Annotated in this window: 16 protein-coding genes; 2 read left to right on the top strand and 14 right to left on the bottom strand. The window is 69.2% G+C overall.

Going from position 1 to position 13,135, the window contains the following annotated elements:
• Positions 1-3 precede the first annotated feature (3 nt).
• The 7 genes from ACZ5PP_RS17335 to hisB form a co-directional block, all read right to left on the bottom strand.
• Complete coding sequence (locus tag ACZ5PP_RS17335) at positions 4-351, bottom strand: histidine triad nucleotide-binding protein (protein WP_004307334.1); 348 nt, start codon at positions 349-351, stop codon at positions 4-6.
• On the bottom strand, positions 348-686 hold the full coding sequence (locus ACZ5PP_RS17330; protein ID WP_004307336.1) for a phosphoribosyl-ATP diphosphatase: 339 nt from the start codon (positions 684-686) through the stop codon (positions 348-350). Before ACZ5PP_RS17330 ends, ACZ5PP_RS17335 begins: the two co-directional genes overlap by 4 nt.
• Complete coding sequence (gene hisI / locus ACZ5PP_RS17325; RefSeq protein ID WP_004307338.1) at positions 683-1,078, bottom strand: phosphoribosyl-AMP cyclohydrolase; 396 nt, start codon at positions 1,076-1,078, stop codon at positions 683-685. The genes ACZ5PP_RS17330 and hisI overlap by 4 nt, the downstream gene beginning before the upstream one ends.
• Entirely contained in the window at positions 1,075-1,833 is a 759-nt protein-coding gene (hisF, locus tag ACZ5PP_RS17320) for an imidazole glycerol phosphate synthase subunit HisF (protein WP_004307340.1), read from the bottom strand. Before hisF ends, hisI begins: the two co-directional genes overlap by 4 nt.
• A gap of 22 nt (positions 1,834-1,855) precedes the next feature.
• Positions 1,856-2,605: a 1-(5-phosphoribosyl)-5-[(5-phosphoribosylamino)methylideneamino]imidazole-4-carboxamide isomerase gene (gene hisA / locus ACZ5PP_RS17315; protein WP_004307342.1), complete on the bottom strand. Its 750-nt coding sequence runs from the start codon at positions 2,603-2,605 to the stop codon at positions 1,856-1,858.
• A 44-nt stretch (positions 2,606-2,649) separates the two neighbouring features.
• Positions 2,650-3,288 carry an imidazole glycerol phosphate synthase subunit HisH gene (hisH, locus tag ACZ5PP_RS17310; protein ID WP_004307344.1) on the bottom strand — a complete coding sequence of 213 codons (639 nt, stop codon included), beginning with the start codon at positions 3,286-3,288 and terminating at the stop codon, positions 2,650-2,652.
• A gap of 61 nt (positions 3,289-3,349) precedes the next feature.
• A complete protein-coding gene (hisB, locus tag ACZ5PP_RS17305) occupies positions 3,350-3,937 on the bottom strand; it encodes an imidazoleglycerol-phosphate dehydratase HisB (protein WP_004307346.1) in 588 nt (195 codons plus the stop codon).
• Positions 3,938-4,065: 128 nt separating this feature from the next.
• On the opposite strand from hisB, the gene hisC reads away from it, so the two are divergent.
• Positions 4,066-5,139 carry a histidinol-phosphate transaminase gene (hisC, locus tag ACZ5PP_RS17300; protein ID WP_004307348.1) on the top strand — a complete coding sequence of 358 codons (1,074 nt, stop codon included), beginning with the start codon at positions 4,066-4,068 and terminating at the stop codon, positions 5,137-5,139.
• A gap of 6 nt (positions 5,140-5,145) precedes the next feature.
• On the opposite strand, the gene ACZ5PP_RS17295 is transcribed toward hisC, so the two are convergent.
• The 6 genes from ACZ5PP_RS17295 to hisG form a co-directional block, all read right to left on the bottom strand.
• Complete coding sequence (locus ACZ5PP_RS17295; protein WP_276656500.1) at positions 5,146-5,967, bottom strand: ABC transporter permease subunit; 822 nt, start codon at positions 5,965-5,967, stop codon at positions 5,146-5,148.
• Entirely contained in the window at positions 5,964-6,908 is a 945-nt protein-coding gene (locus ACZ5PP_RS17290) for an ABC transporter permease (protein ID WP_276656502.1), read from the bottom strand. Before ACZ5PP_RS17290 ends, ACZ5PP_RS17295 begins: the two co-directional genes overlap by 4 nt.
• Positions 6,905-8,050: an ABC transporter ATP-binding protein gene (locus ACZ5PP_RS17285; protein WP_138861513.1), complete on the bottom strand. Its 1,146-nt coding sequence runs from the start codon at positions 8,048-8,050 to the stop codon at positions 6,905-6,907. Before ACZ5PP_RS17285 ends, ACZ5PP_RS17290 begins: the two co-directional genes overlap by 4 nt.
• Before the next feature lie 24 nt (positions 8,051-8,074).
• A complete protein-coding gene (locus ACZ5PP_RS17280; RefSeq protein ID WP_004307355.1) occupies positions 8,075-9,163 on the bottom strand; it encodes a polyamine ABC transporter substrate-binding protein in 1,089 nt (362 codons plus the stop codon).
• Between the two features lie 71 nt (positions 9,164-9,234).
• Positions 9,235-10,542: a histidinol dehydrogenase gene (hisD, locus tag ACZ5PP_RS17275; RefSeq protein ID WP_464826372.1), complete on the bottom strand. Its 1,308-nt coding sequence runs from the start codon at positions 10,540-10,542 to the stop codon at positions 9,235-9,237.
• 13 nt (positions 10,543-10,555) lie between these two features.
• Complete coding sequence (hisG, locus tag ACZ5PP_RS17270) at positions 10,556-11,200, bottom strand: ATP phosphoribosyltransferase (protein ID WP_004307358.1); 645 nt, start codon at positions 11,198-11,200, stop codon at positions 10,556-10,558.
• Positions 11,201-11,352: 152 nt separating this feature from the next.
• Between hisG and rnk the strand changes: the two genes are divergently transcribed.
• Positions 11,353-11,760, top strand: coding sequence for a nucleoside diphosphate kinase regulator (rnk, locus tag ACZ5PP_RS17265; RefSeq protein WP_004307360.1), 408 nt, complete (start codon positions 11,353-11,355; stop codon positions 11,758-11,760).
• Between the two features lie 117 nt (positions 11,761-11,877).
• On the opposite strand, the gene murA is transcribed toward rnk, so the two are convergent.
• Positions 11,878-13,128, bottom strand: a complete 1,251-nt coding sequence (gene murA / locus ACZ5PP_RS17260) for a UDP-N-acetylglucosamine 1-carboxyvinyltransferase (protein WP_004307362.1) — start codon at positions 13,126-13,128, stop codon at positions 11,878-11,880.
• Positions 13,129-13,135: the final 7 nt, after the last annotated feature.

Raw genomic sequence — 13,135 nt, 5'->3', positions numbered from 1 at the left:
TCCTTAACGCTTCAACATGGGCGGCAGGGGATCGGGCCCGCCCAGAATGTGCAGGTGCAGATGATACACCTCCTGCAGGCCGACCCTTCCGGTATTGACGATGGTGCGGAAGCCGTCGGTACAGCCCTGCTCGCGGGCGATCCTGCCCGCCGCAACCATCAGACGCCCCATCGCCGCCTCGTGTTCCCCGTCGAGGTGCGCCATCGAGTCGACGTGCACCTTGGGCACCACCAGCACATGCACGGGTGCGGCGGGATGGATGTCGTGGAAGGCGAAGACGTGCTCGTCCTCGTAGACCTTTTTCGACGGAATCTCGCCGCGCACGATGCGGCAGAAGACGCAGTCGCTCATGCGCGCGAACCTTCCGCGGTGCGCGACTTCTTCTCGTCGATGCCCGACACGCCCTCGCGGCGACGGAACTCGGCGAGCACGTCGTCCACGGACAGCCCGTGGTGGGCGAGCAGCACCATGGAGTGGAACCAGAGGTCGGTCACTTCCCACACCAGGTGCAGCATGTCCTTGTCCTTGGCCGCCATGATGGTCTCGGCGGCCTCCTCGGCGACCTTCTTGCAGATCGTGTCGGTGCCCTTCTGGTACAGGCTGGAGACGTAGGAAGAATCCGGATCGGCCTTCTTGCGCGCGGCGAGGGTCTCGGACACGCGGTGCAGCACTTCGATATCGATCATTTGTAGATCTCCTGCGGGTCTTTCAAAACCGGCTCGACGGCCTCCCAGCGGCCATCGGCAAAATACTTCTGGAAGAAGCAGCTGTGACGTCCGGTGTGGCAGGCGATCCCGCCCACCTGCTCGATCCTGAGCAGGACCACGTCGTTGTCGCAGTCGATGCGCATGTCCAGCACCTTCTGCACGTGGCCGGACTCCTCGCCCTTGTGCCACAGCTTGCGCCGCGAACGCGACCAGTAGATGGCTTCGCCGGTCTCGGCCGTGCGCTGCAGCGCCTCGCGGTTCATCCAGGCGAACATCAGCACGTCGCCGGTGGCGGCTTCCTGCGCGATGACCGGCACCAGGCCGTGCTCGTCCCACTTGATTTCGTTCAACCAGCGCGTGCTCGTGCTCACAAGCGTACCTCGATGCCGCGCGCGCGCATCAACTCCTTGGCCTCGCGCACGGTGTGCTGTCCGAAATGGAAGATGCTCGCCGCCAGCACCGCGTCGGCGCGGCCTTCGGAGACCCCCTCGGCGAGATGCTCGAGCGTGCCGACGCCACCGCTGGCGATCACCGGGATGCGCACCGCATCCGACACCGCGCGCGTGAGCGCGAGGTCGAAGCCGCTCTTGGTGCCGTCGCGGTCCATGCTGGTGAGCAGGATCTCGCCCGCCCCCAGCGACTCGACCTTGCGCGCCCACTCGATGGCGTCCAGCCCGGTGTTGTTGCGCCCGCCGTGGGTGAACACCTCCCACTTGCCGGGCGCGGTCTGCTTGGCGTCGATCGCCACCACGATGCACTGGCTGCCGACCTTGCTCGCGGCCTCGAAGACCAGCTGCGGGTTGTTCACCGCCGCGGTGTTCATGCTGACCTTGTCGGCGCCGGCGTTGAGCAGCCGGCGCACGTCCTCGACCACGCGCACACCACCACCGACGGTGAGCGGGATGAAGACCTGCTCGGCGACCTGCTCGACCACGTGCAGGATGATGTCGCGGTCGTCGGAGCTCGCGGTGATGTCGAGGAAGGTGATCTCGTCGGCGCCCTGCTCGTCGTAGCGGCGGGCGATCTCGACCGGATCGCCGGCGTCGCGCAACTCGACGAAATTGACCCCCTTGACCACGCGCCCGGACTTCACGTCCAGGCAGGGAATGATGCGCTTGGCTAGCATCGGCTGCCCCTGCGGGAGAAGCTCATTCGCGCGCGCCCTCGAGCTCGTCCGCGCGCGCCTGCGCGGCGGCGAAGTCGAGCGTGCCCTCGTAGATCGCGCGCCCGGTGATCGCGCCCATGATGCCCTCGTCCTCGACCGCGCACAGCGCGTCGATATCGCGCAGGTCGGTGATGCCGCCGCTGGCGATGACCGGGATGCGCAGCGCGCGCGCCAGACGCACGGTGGCCTCGATATTGACGCCCGAAAGCATGCCGTCGCGGCCGATGTCGGTGTAGATCACCGACTCCACGCCGTAGTCCTCGAACTTCCTCGCCAGATCGACCACGTCGTGGCCGGTGAGCTTGGACCATCCGTCCACCGCCACCTTGCCGTCCTTGGCGTCGAGGCCGACGATGATGTGGCCGGGAAAGGCGCTGCAGGCGTCGTGCAGGAAGCCGGGGTTCTTGACCGCGGCGGTGCCGATGATGACGTAGCTGATGCCGTTGTCGAGGTAATGCTCGATCGTGTCGAGGTCGCGGATGCCACCGCCGAGCTGGACCGGGATGTCGTCACCGACGACGTCGGTGATCGAACGGATCGCGGCGCCGTTCTTCGGCTTGCCGGCAAAGGCACCGTTGAGGTCCACCAGGTGCAGGCGGCGCGCGCCGGCCTCGAGCCAGTGGCGCGCCATGGCGCCCGGATCGGAGGAGAACACCGTGGCGTCGTCCATCTCGCCCTGTTTCAGGCGAACACATTGACCGTCCTTGAGGTCGATGGCGGGAATGAGCAGCATACCGGGATCAGCAGTGGAGAAACGTAGAGGGAATCACCGGCCGCTCAGGGCTGCCAGCGGATGAAATTGGCGAGCAGGCGCAGGCCGGCCGCGGCGCTCTTCTCGGGGTGGAACTGAGCCGCGAAGATATTAGCCCGCGCTACCGCACTGGTAAAGCGAACGCCATAGTCGGTCTCGGCCGCAGTCAGCGAGGCCTCCGCAGGCACCACGAAGTAGCTGTGCACGAAGTAGAAGCGCTCGCCGTCGGGGATGCCGTCCCACATCGGGTGCGGTCCGCACTGACGTACTTCGTTCCAGCCCATGTGTGGCACCTTGAGCCGGCTGCCGTCGGCCGCGAACATGCCGGTCTCGGGAAAGCGCACGACCTCCCCGGACAGGATGCCCAAGCCCGGCACGTCGCCCTCGGCGCTGCGCTGGAACAGCATCTGCTGGCCGATGCAGATGCCGAGGAAGGGTTTTTCGGCCGCCGCGGCGCGTACCGCAGGTCGCAGGCCGCGCGCGTCGAGTTCGCGCATGCAGTCGGGCATCGCGCCCTGCCCCGGAAACACGACCCGCTCGGCGGCGGCGACACGCGCCGGGTCGGAGGTGACGAAGACCTCGTGACCGGGCGCCACGTGTTCGATCGCCTTGGCGACCGAGCGCAGGTTGCCCATGCCGTAATCGATGATGGCCACGCTGGTCATCGGCTTGACTCGCTTTTCGACAGGATGGCGGCCGCGCGACGCGACCGCGGGAAGGGAGGAATCAGAGCGCGCCCTTGGTCGAGGGGATGGTCCCGGCGGCGCGCTCGTCGTGCTCGGCCGCCATGCGCAGCGCGCGGGCGAAGGCCTTGAACACGGTCTCGCACTGATGGTGGGCGTTGTCGCCGCGCAGGTTGTCGATGTGCACCGTGACGCCGGCGTGATTGACGAAGCCCTGGAAGAACTCGCGCGCCAGATCCACGTCGAAGTTGCCGATGCGGGCGCGGGTGTAATTCACGAAGTAGTGCAGCCCCGGGCGGCCGGAGAAATCGACCACCACGCGCGACAGCGCCTCGTCGAGCGGCACGTAGGCATGGCCGTAGCGGCGCAGCCCTTTCTTGTCGCCGAGCGCCTTGGCGAAGGCCTGCCCGAGCGTGATGCCGACGTCCTCTACGGTGTGGTGGTCGTCGATGTGGGTATCGCCCTCGCAGTGGATGTCGAGGTCGAACAGGCCGTGGCGGACGATCTGGTCGAGCATGTGGTCGAAGAAGGGCACGCCGGTGTCGAGCCGGCCCTGCCCGCTGCCATCGAGGTCGATGCGCACGGTGATCTTGGTTTCGAGGGTGTTGCGCGTGACTTCTGCTTGCCGCATGGGAGCTACCGGCCAAAATGGGTTGTCTGCCCGTCATGATAACATCGCGCAGCGAACTCGCCGCGATGCGCCGCAAGGTGCGTTGTGCGCGTCCAAGCCTCCGTTCCACCCCAACCGCAGACACCCGCATGAGCCGCTTCTGGAGCGCCGTCGTCCACGGCCTGACCCCCTACGTGCCGGGCGAGCAGCCCAAGCTCGACAACCTCGTCAAGCTCAACACCAACGAACACCCCTGCGGCCCCTCGCCGAAGGTGCTGGAGGCCATCCGCGCCGCCACCGGCGACGGCCTGCGCCTCTACCCCGACCCCAACGCCGACGCGCTCAAGGCCGCGCTCGCCCGCCATCACGGCGTGCGCCCGGAGCAGATCTTCGTCGGCAACGGCTCCGACGAGGTGCTCGCGCACGCCTTCATGGCGCTGCTCAAGCACGAGCGCGCGCTGTGGTTCCCGGACATCACCTACAGCTTCTATCCGGTGTATTGCGGGCTGTACGACATCCAGCCGCGCATCGTGCCGCTGGCCGAGGACTTCTCGATCCGCGTGGAAGATTACCTGCCGCGCGGCGACGAGCGCGCCGGCGCGATCATCTTCCCCAACCCGAACGCACCCACCGGACGGCTGCTCGCGCTCGCCGAGGTCGAGCGCATCGTCGCCGCCAACCCCGAGGCCGTGGTGCTGGTCGACGAGGCCTACGTGGACTTTGGCGGCGACAGCGCGATCGCGCTGGTGGATCGCCACCCCAACCTGCTGGTCACGCGCACCTTCTCCAAGAGCCGCGCGCTGGCGGGCCTGCGCGTGGGCTACGCGGTGGGCGACGCGGCGCTGATCGAGGCGCTGGAGCGGGTCAAGAACAGCTTCAACTCCTACCCGCTCGACCGCCTCGCGATCGCCGGCGCGGTGGCCTCGGTGGAGGACGAGGACTACTTCCGCGCCAGCTGCGCCCAGGTGATCGAGACGCGCGCGCGGCTGGTCGCCGACCTGCAGGCGCTCGGCTTCGAGGTGCTGCCCTCGGCGGCGAACTTCATCTTCGCCCGCCACCCGACGCGCGACGGCGCCGAACTCACCGCCGAACTGCGCAGGCGCGCGATCATCGTGCGCCACTTCAAGGCGGCGCGCATCGACCAGTTCATGCGCATCACCGTCGGCACCGACGCGCAGTGCGCGATTCTGGTGGCGGCCCTGCGCGAGATCCTCGCCGGCTGAAGCCGATCAGCCGCCGCGCGCCGCCGCTGGCGCCGGCGCGCGCGGCGGCGCCAGCAACAGGCGGTTGGCGAGGAGCACCGCGATCGACACCACCACCACGATCACCGTGGCGAGCGCGTTGATCTCGGGCTTGAGGCCGTGGTGCAGGCGCGCGAACACCAGCACCGGCAGCGTCGTGCTGCCCGGGTCGGACAGCATCGCGGCGAGCACGAAGTCGTCCATCGACAGCGTGAACGCCAGCAGCCAGCCAGCCGCCAGCGCAGGCGCAATCACCGGCACGGTGATCACGAAGAAGACCTTCAGCGGCGGACAGCCGAGGTCGAGCGCGGCCTCCTCGAGCGCGCGGTCCATCTCGCGCAGGCGCGACGCCACCAGCACCGCCACGTAGGCCGCGCACAGCGTGGTGTGCGCCACCCAGATCGCCGCCACCCCGCGCCCGCCCAGCACGGCGAGCGCCGGATGGGTGAACAGCAGCACCAGCGACAGCCCCACCACCACCTCGGGCATCACCATCGGCGCGCTCATCATGCCGACGAAGAAGCGGCTGCCCGGATAGGGCCCGGCTCGCACCAGGATCACCGCAGCCGCGGTGCCGACCACCACCGCGGCGGTGGCGGCGAGCGCGCCCACGCGCAGCGACAACAGCACCGCGGCGTGCAACTCGGCGTCGCGCGCCAGCGCGGCGTACCAGCGCAGCGAGAGGCCGTCGAGCCGGGTGGTGATCTCCCCGGCGGTGAAGGAGAACACGATCAGGCACAGGATGGGCACGTAGAGGAAGGCGTACACGCCGACCACCCACATCCGTCCGCCCCAGCCGCCGCCGTTCATTCGTCCCTCCCGGCCCCGCGCCCATGGCGCTGCAGCAGCACGATCGGCGCGATCAGCATCGCCACCATGAGCACCGCGACCGCCGCCGCCATCGGCCAGTCCTGGTTGGGGCCGAAGTCGTCCCAGATGCTGCGCCCGATCGTCATCACGCTGCCGCCGCCGAGCAGATCGGGGATGACGAACTCACCCACCGCCGGGATGAACACCAGCATCGAACCGGCGACGATGCCGCGCGAGGACAGCGGCAGGGTGATGCGCAGGAACACCGTGGCCGGCCGCGCGCCCAGGTCGCGCGCGGCCTCGGGCAGGCGCTGGTCGAGCTTGACCAGGTTGGCGTAGAGCGGCAGCACCATGAAGGGCAGGTAGCTGTAGACCATGCCGACCAGCACCGCGCCGGTGTTGTAGAGCAGCGGCAGCGGCTCCGCCACCAGGCCGAGGCCGAGCAGCACCTGGTTGATCAGCCCGGTCTCGCTGCTGTCGAGCAGACCCATCCACGCATAGACGCGCAGCAGGAAGGAGGTCCAGAACGGCAGCATCACCAGCATCAGCAGGAGGTTGCGCATCGCCTCGGGCGCGCGCGCGAGACGATAGGCGAAGGGATAGCCGAGGACAAGGCAGCACAGCGTGGTGAGCGCTGCGAGCAGGAGCGAATTGGCGTAGGCGGCGAGGTAGGGCCGGTCCGCGGCGAGCGTGCCGAGTGCCGCCAGCTCGCCGCCGAGGCGAGCGTAGCTGGCGGGATCGGGACGGAAGGCCGGCGCCCCGTCCACAGCCGCGCCGGCGAAGGGCGACACGTAGGGCGGCACGGCGAGGTCCGGCGTGGACAGGCTGACGTTCACGATCAGCGCGAAGGGCAGCACGAAGAAGAACAGCATCCACACCCACGGCAGCAGGCCGACCCAGAAGCGGCCATGCCCTTGCGCAGAAGCCGGACGCGCCTTCATCGCAGCAGCAGCACGCCGTCGGGCGCCGGCCACGACACCCGCACCGGCTCGCCGCGCGCCGGCGGCGCGGCCTCGCCCCAGTGCGCCGCGGGCACGCTGGCGATCATCGAGCCACCGCCGGGCAGGCGCAGGTGGTAGATGGAGCGGCCGCCGAGATAGGCGATCTCGGCGACCTCGGCCGGCGCGGCGTTGTCATCGGGCTGTTCCGGCACGCACGCATCGCCGGCGGCGCGATGATGCACGCGCACGCACTCGGGGCGCAGCGACAGCCAGGCTTCACCCCCCTGCTGCAGCGCAACGGTGGCCACGAAGCGAATCGGCTGCGGAAACTCGCCGCCGACCAGGCGATCGCCCTCGATGCGGCCGTGGAAGAGGTTGGTCTCACCGATGAAGCTCGCGCTGAAGCGGCAGTTGGGGCGCTCGTAGATCTCACCCGGCGTGCCGACCTGCACCAGCCCGCCCTCGGACAGGATGCCGATGCGGTCGGCCATGGTCATCGCCTCCTCCTGGTCGTGGGTGACGAGGATGCACGTGACCCCCACACGCCGGATCAGGCCGACGAGCTCGAACTGGGTCTGCTGGCGGATGCGCTTGTCGAGCGCGGCGAGCGGCTCGTCGAGCAGCAGCAGGCGCGGCTCGCGCGCCAGGCTGCGCGCCAGCGCCACGCGCTGCTGCTGTCCGCCGGAGAGCGCGTGTGGGCGGCGCCCGGCGTAGGCGCGCATCTGCACCAGCTCGAGCATCTCGTCGACGCGGGCCGCGATCGCCGCGCGCGCCATGCGCGGCCGCAACTGGCGCAGGCCGAAGGCGACGTTGCCCGCCACCGTCATGTGCGGGAACAGCGCGTAGGACTGGAACATCATGTTGGTCGGACGACGGTGCGCGGGCACCGCGGCGAGATCCTCGCCGTCGAGCAGGATGCGCCCGCAACTCGGCGTCTCCAGGCCGGCGATCATGCGCAGCAAGGTGGACTTGCCGCAGCCCGAGCTGCCCAGCAGCGCGAAGATCTCGCGCTCGCCGATGTCGAGCGAGACCTCGCGCACCGCCCAGGTGTCGCCGAAGCGTTTTCCCAGGCTTTCGATGCGCAGATGAACGCGCTCGCCGGCCAAGCTTTCGGGCCCATCCTGCGGCATGCGCTCGTTCATTGCATCACCCGCTGCGCCCGCCGCTCAGCGTGCCGCCTTGAAGCGGTTCAGCGCCTGGGTCAGCTCGCGCTGCACGTCCTTGCCGAGCACCGGCTTGGCGCGCAGCGTACGCTTGACCGCCTCCGGCACGTTGATCGCCGGGTCGTCGCGCAGCGTGGCGTCGGTGAGCGCGAGCGCCGCGGTGTTGGCACTGATGTAGAAGGTCTCGTTGGAGATGCGCGCCACCGTGGCCGGGTCCATCATCGCGTCGATCCAGCGGTGGGCGTTATGCGGGTGCGGCGCGTCGCGCGGGATCGCCATCACGTCCACCGACATCATCGCGCCCACGGCCGGGATCAGGTACTGCAGCCTGACCTCGGAGCCGCCGATCTGCGCGCGCCGCGCGGCGATGCGGGCGTCGCCCGAGAACATCATCGCCACGCACAGGCTGCCCTTGGCCATCTGCTCGATGGGCGCGGTGTTGAAGCTGCGGATGTCCTTGCGCACCGGGCGGATGTGCTCGACCGCGGCGCGGATGTCGGCCGGGTCCATCTTCACCGGGTCGAGGCCGGCGTCGAGCATGGCCGCGGGGATCACGTCGCTGGCCTCGTCCATCAGCGCGATGCCGCAGCCCTTCAGGCGCGCGGTCAGCGCAGGGTCGAAGAGCAGGTCCCAGGCGTTGTCGGGCAGCTTGCCGTCGAGCGCCTTCATGACCTTGTCGACGTTGATCGCCACCCCGATGGTGAACCACATGTAGGGTACGAGGTAGCGGTTGCCGGGGTCGGCGACCGCCACCGCCTCGAGGATCAGCGGGTCGATATGGACGAGATTGGGCAGGCGCGACTTGTCGAGTGGCTGGAAGATGCCGGCCTGGATCTGCTTGCCGGCGTACTCCACGCTCGGGTACACAACGTCGTAGCCGCTGCCGCCGGTCAGCAGCTTGCCCTGCAGCGTGGCGTTGCTGTCGTAGAGGTCGTAGCGCACCTCGATCCCGCTCGCCTTCTCGAAGGCGGGGATGGTGTCGGCGGCGATGTAGTCGTTCCAGTTGTAGACGTTGAGGATGGGCTCCTCGGCCGCCACCGCCGCCCCGGCGGCCAGGGCCAGCACCGCCATCCAGCCGAACTTCAGCGTCATGCCCGCCTCCCCGCGATCGACAAGGGAACACCGCCTGCCCGCCCGGGTCGGGGGACCCGGGCGGGCAGGCGTCAAACCTTCAGCCGCATCTCCGCCGAGCGGGCGTGCGCCTGCAGACCCTCGCCATGGGCCAGGATGGAAGCCACCTTGCCCAGGTGCTGCGCGCCCGCCTGCGAGATGTGGACGATGCTGGTGCGCTTCTGGAAGTCGTAGGTGCCGAGCGGCGAGGAGAAACGCGCGCTGCGCATGGTCGGCAGCACGTGGTTGGGGCCGGCGCAGTAGTCGCCGAGCGCCTCCACCGCCCAGTGGCCGACGAAGATCGCGCCGGCGTGACGGATGTGGGCGATCCAGTCCTCGGCATCTTCCAGCGCCAGCTCGAGGTGCTCGGGCGCGATGCGGTTGGCGAGCGCGCAGGCCTGCTCCAGGCTGTCGACGTGGATCAGCGCGCCGCGGTTGGCAAGCGACCTGGCGATCGTGTCGCAGCGCGGCATGGTGGGCAGCAGGCGGTCGATCGCGTCGTGCACCGCGTCGATGAAGCCGGCGTCGGTACACAGCAGGATGGACTGCGCGAGCTCGTCGTGCTCGGCCTGGGCGAAGAGGTCCATTGCCACCCAGTCGGCGTGGCCGGAGCCATCGGAGATGATCAGCACTTCAGACGGGCCGGCGACCATGTCGATGCCGACGGTACCGAACACGCGGCGCTTGGCCTCGGCCACGTAGGCATTGCCCGGGCCGACGATCTTGTCCACCTGCGGGATGGTCTGCGTGCCGTAGGCCAGCGCCGCCACCGCCTGCGCGCCGCCGATGGTGAACACGCGGTCGACGCCGGTGATCGCCGCCGCCGCCAGCACCAGCGGATTCTTCTCGCCACGCGGGGTGGGCACGACCATGATCAGTTCGCCGACACCGGCGACCTTGGCCGGGATCGCATTCATCAGCACCGAGCTCGGGTAGGAGGCGCGCCCGCCCGGCACGTAGAGGCCGACGCGGTCGAGCGGGGTGACCTTCTGGCCCAGGCGGGTGCCGTCGGCCTCGGTGAATTCCCACGACTCGCCCTTCTGGCGCTCGTGATAGACGCGCACGCGGTCGGCGGCGATGGTGAGCGCCTCGCGCTGCTCGGGGCGCAGGCTGTCGAGCGCGAGCAGCAGCTCGCTCCTGGGCAGCTCGAGCGCGACCATGGATTGCACGTCGAGCCCGTCGAAGCGGCGGGTGTATTCGACCACCGCGGCGTCGCCGGTGGTGCGCACCGCCTGCAGGATCTCGGTGACCGCCGCGTCGATGCGGCCGTCGGCCTCGGCCTCGAAGGCGAGCAGGGCATCGAGGGTGGACAGGAATTCGGGTTCGCGCGCGGCCAGGCGGCGGATCGGGGTCTGGCTCATCGGTAGGGACTCCTCAGGACTGGATCGCGCCGGCGAAGGCGTCGAGCACCGGCTGCAGCAGTTCGCGCTTGAGCTTGAGCGAGGCCTGGTTGACGATCAGGCGCGAGCTGATCGGCATGATGTCCTCGACCTCTTCGAGGTTGTTGGCGCGCAGCGTGCCGCCGGTCGACACCAGGTCGACGATGGCGTCGGCGAGCCCGACCAGGGGTGCGAGCTCCATCGAACCGTAGAGCTTGATCAGGTCCACATGCATGCCCTTGCCGGCGAAGTGGGCCTTGGCCGCGTTCATGTACTTGGTGGCGACGCGGATGCGCCCGCCCGGGCGGGTCGCGGCGGCGTAGTCGAAGCCCTTCTGCACCGCCACGCACAGCCGGCACTTGGCGATCTCGAGGTCGAGCGGCTGGTAGAGACCCGCACCGCCGTGCTCGACGAGCACGTCCTTGCCGGCGATGCCGAGGTCGGCGGCGCCGTACTGGACGTAGGTGGGCGTATCGGTGGCGCGCACGATGACCAGGCGCACATCCGGCCGGTTGGTGCCGATGATCAGCTTGCGCGAGGACTCGGGGTTGTCGGTGGGCACGATGCCCGCTGCGGCGAGCAACGGCAGGGTCTCTTCGAAGATGCGGCCCTTGGACAGGGCGAGCGTGATGCTGGACACGTGAAAAGCCTTGATCGGGGGGACTCGTCATTGTAACCCGGCGCCGCTTCTGTTAACCTTCGACGCGACTGGCTGAACCGCACGCGGCGGTTCGGCCTTTTCTTTTGTTTCGCCGCAGCGTCGGCGCGCACCTCAGGCAGGAAACCCGCACCATGAAACCGTCGATCATCGTCTCCAGCAGCGACCTCGAGCGCCTCGAGGGTCTGCTCACCCTCCCCGCCTTCCGCAGCCGCAGCGACCTCGACGGCCTGCGCGCGGAACTCGAGCGTGCCGACGTGCGCGAGCCGCAGGACATGCCGGCCGACGTCATCACGATGAACAGCCGCGCGCGCTTCGTCGAGGAAGGTACCGGCCGCGAATACGAGCTGACCCTGGCCTACCCCAAGGACGCCAACGCCGAGGCGCACCGCGTGTCGATCTTCTCTCCCGCGGGCAGCGCCCTGCTCGGTCTTTCGGCCGGCCAGTCGATCGACTGGAAGTCGGCCGACGGCAAGGAAATCCGCCTGAAGGTGCTGGAAGTCACCTGGCAACCTGAAGCCAACGGACAGTTCGAACTGTAAGCGCTCCCGCAGCGTTCCGCGGCTGCCCTGCGGGAGCGACGCAAGTCGCAGTTCGGCGACGGCACGACGGCCGCGTGCACGCGAGCGCATGCCGCCGTCGCAGCTCTCAAACTCCTCTCAACCGAGCCGCCGCACCCTCGCCCCGAGCGCGGCGAGCTTCTCCTCCAGACGCTCGTAGCCGCGATCGAGGTGGTAGATGCGCTCGATCGTGGTGTCGCCCTCCGCCACCAGGCCGGCTACGACCAGGCTCGCCGACGCGCGCAGGTCGGTCGCCATCACGGTCGCGCCCTGCAGCCTGTCCACGCCCTGCACCACCGCGGTGTTGCCGTCGATGCGGATGTCGGCGCCGAGGCGCTGCAACTCGACCGCGTGCATGAAGCGGTTCTCGAAGATGGTCTCGCGGATCATCGCCACGCCCTTGGCGACCGCATTGAGCGCCATGAACTGCGCCTGCATGTCGGTCGGGAAGGCCGGATAAGGCGCGGTGCGCAGGCTTACGGCATTGAGCCGTGCCGGCGCGGTCAGGCGGATCGCGTCGCGCTCGGACACCACCTCGCAGCCGGCGTCCATGAGCTTGTCGATCACCGCGTCGAGGTAGCAGGACGAGGTGCCGGTCAGGCGCACCGAACCACCGGTGACCGCCGCCGCGCACAGGTAGGTACCGGTCTCGATGCGATCGGGCATGATGCGGTGGGTCGCGCCGTGGAGCCGCTCGACGCCGCGGATGCGGATCACGTCGCTGCCGGCGCCCGAGATCTGCGCACCCATCGCCACCAGGCAGTTGGCGAGATCGACCACCTCGGGCTCGCGCGCGGCGTTCTCGATCACGGTTTCGCCATCGGCCAGCGCCGCGGCCATCATCAGGTTCTCGGTACCGGTCACCGTCACCATGTCGGTGAACAGGCGCGCGCCCTTCAGGCGCGGCACGGTCGCATGCACGTAGCCGTGCTCGACGCCCACCGCCGCGCCCATGGCCTGCAGGCCCTTGATGTGCTGATCCACCGGACGCGCGCCGATTGCACAGCCGCCGGGCAGCGACACCCGCGCCTCGCCGCAGCGCGCGACCAGCGGGCCGAGCACCAGGATGGAGGCGCGCATGGTCTTGACCATCTCGTAAGGTGCGACCGGGTTGTCGAGCGCGGAGGCGTCGAGCATCACCACGTCGGCCTCGCGCTTGACGCGCACGCCCATCTGAGCGAGCAGCGCCAGCAGGGTATCGATGTCGTTGAGACGCGGAACGTTGGTGAAGGTGACCGGCTCCGCGGTCAGCAAGGCCGCGCACAGGATGGGCAGGGCGGCGTTCTTGGCGCCGGAAATGGCGATCTCGCCCGCCAGGCGGGCGCCGCCTTCGATCAGCAGTCTGTCCATGCGCGGC

The sequence above is a fragment of the Thauera sp. DNT-1 genome (assembly GCF_055393985.1).
The sequence above is the reverse complement of the archived record's forward strand: the minus strand, read 5'-3'. Positions and strand labels throughout refer to the sequence as shown.

What these genes read in the sequence shown, in the direction of transcription:
- ACZ5PP_RS17290 (WP_276656502.1), bottom strand. Translation starts at nt 6,908, where the DNA reads ATGAAGGCGCGTCCGGCTTCTGCGCAAGGGCATGGCCGCTTCTGGGTC.
- hisC (WP_004307348.1), top strand. Translation starts at nt 4,066, where the DNA reads ATGAGCCGCTTCTGGAGCGCCGTCGTCCACGGCCTGACCCCCTACGTG.
- hisH (WP_004307344.1), bottom strand. Translation starts at nt 3,288, where the DNA reads ATGACCAGCGTGGCCATCATCGATTACGGCATGGGCAACCTGCGCTCG.
- hisA (WP_004307342.1), bottom strand. Translation starts at nt 2,605, where the DNA reads ATGCTGCTCATTCCCGCCATCGACCTCAAGGACGGTCAATGTGTTCGC.
- ACZ5PP_RS17295 (WP_276656500.1), bottom strand. Translation starts at nt 5,967, where the DNA reads ATGAACGGCGGCGGCTGGGGCGGACGGATGTGGGTGGTCGGCGTGTAC.
- ACZ5PP_RS17285 (WP_138861513.1), bottom strand. Translation starts at nt 8,050, where the DNA reads ATGAACGAGCGCATGCCGCAGGATGGGCCCGAAAGCTTGGCCGGCGAG.
- ACZ5PP_RS17330 (WP_004307336.1), bottom strand. Translation starts at nt 686, where the DNA reads ATGATCGATATCGAAGTGCTGCACCGCGTGTCCGAGACCCTCGCCGCG.
- rnk (WP_004307360.1), top strand. Translation starts at nt 11,353, where the DNA reads ATGAAACCGTCGATCATCGTCTCCAGCAGCGACCTCGAGCGCCTCGAG.
- hisF (WP_004307340.1), bottom strand. Translation starts at nt 1,833, where the DNA reads ATGCTAGCCAAGCGCATCATTCCCTGCCTGGACGTGAAGTCCGGGCGC.
- hisD (WP_464826372.1), bottom strand. Translation starts at nt 10,542, where the DNA reads ATGAGCCAGACCCCGATCCGCCGCCTGGCCGCGCGCGAACCCGAATTC.
- ACZ5PP_RS17280 (WP_004307355.1), bottom strand. Translation starts at nt 9,163, where the DNA reads ATGACGCTGAAGTTCGGCTGGATGGCGGTGCTGGCCCTGGCCGCCGGG.
- hisB (WP_004307346.1), bottom strand. Translation starts at nt 3,937, where the DNA reads ATGCGGCAAGCAGAAGTCACGCGCAACACCCTCGAAACCAAGATCACC.
- ACZ5PP_RS17335 (WP_004307334.1), bottom strand. Translation starts at nt 351, where the DNA reads ATGAGCGACTGCGTCTTCTGCCGCATCGTGCGCGGCGAGATTCCGTCG.
- murA (WP_004307362.1), bottom strand. Translation starts at nt 13,128, where the DNA reads ATGGACAGACTGCTGATCGAAGGCGGCGCCCGCCTGGCGGGCGAGATC.